We start from the raw sequence: 1,327 nt of genomic DNA, 5'->3' as shown, positions 1-1,327 counted from the left end.
GGCCTTGGCCGGCAGCACCGTCAACCTCAGCCAAAGCAACCTGCAGAACATCGAGAACGTGACCCTCACCGGTCTCGGTGCCTTCAGCGTGATCGGCAATGACCTGAACAACACGCTGCTCGGCAATGCCTCCGTCAACACCCTGCAAGGCGGCGCCGGCAATGATCTGCTGGACGGTGGTCTTGGCGCAGACACCCTCAGCGGCGGCACGGGCGATGATGTTTATATCGTCGATAACGTGGCGGACAAGGTCACCGAACTGGCCGATGAAGGCCGTGACCTGATCAGGACAGCAGTGAGCTACACCCTCTCGGCCAACGTCGAAGACGGCTTGTTACTGGGTACAGCGACACTTAATTTGGTCGGCAACGATCTCGACAACAGCCTCACCGGCAATGCCGCCGCCAACATTCTCGACGGCAAGGCCGGCGCCGACACCCTGGATGGCGGCCTCGGCACCGACTTGATGATCGGCGGCAGCGGCAATGACACCTACATCGTCGACAACCTCAAGGACGTAATCACCGAGACCAGCATCCTGGTGAGTGAAATCGACACCATACGTTCGTCGGTCAGCTGGACCTTGGGCTCCAACCTGGAAAACCTCACCCTTACCGGGACCAATAACCTCAACGGCGTCGGCAACGCTCTGGACAACGTACTGATAGGCAACGCCGGCCATAACATCCTCAACGGCGGGGCCGGTCTGGACACACTGATCGGCGATGCCGGCGACGACAGCTATATCCTCGACCAATTTGGCGAACTGGCACTGCTGCAAGAAACGGCCGACCAGGGTCGCGACCTGCTGAACATCACCTACGCGGCGACCCTCAGCACCGGCACCGTTGACCTCAGCCAAAGCAACCTGCAAAACGTCGAGAACGTGACCCTCACCGGCCTCGGTGCCTTCACCGTGATCGGTAACAACCTGAACAACACCCTGCTCGGCAATGCCTCCGTCAACGACTTGCAAGGCGGGGGCGGCAACGACTGGCTGGATGGCGGCGTGGGCGCTGACATCCTTAGCGGCGGCAATGGTGACGACACCTATGTCATTACCGATAACGCCGCTAATGTCATCGAATTGACCGATGAAGGCCACGACCTGATCCGCACGACGGTGAGTTATATCCTGTCGGCCAACGTCGAAGACAGCATGTTGCTCGGCGCCGCCGCGTTGAACCTCACGGGTAATGAGCTCGACAACAAACTGACTGGCAACGCTGCCGCCAACATTCTCGACGGCAAGGCCGGTGCCGACACCCTGGACGGCGGTGCCGGCAACGACACCTACGTTATCGACAATGTCGGCGACTCGGTGATC

General features: G+C 60.1%; 1 pseudogene. It reads left to right on the top strand.

What is annotated here, in order from left to right:
• A pseudogene (locus tag BZL43_RS00145) lies at window positions 1-1,327 on the top strand (calcium-binding protein); the annotation flags it as partial.

Origin of the sequence: Pseudomonas sp. PICF141 (assembly GCF_002286815.1) — a bacterium.
GTDB lineage: Bacteria > Pseudomonadota > Gammaproteobacteria > Pseudomonadales > Pseudomonadaceae > Aquipseudomonas.
Note: the sequence above shows the minus strand (reverse complement) of the source record. Positions and strands in the feature narration are given on the sequence as shown.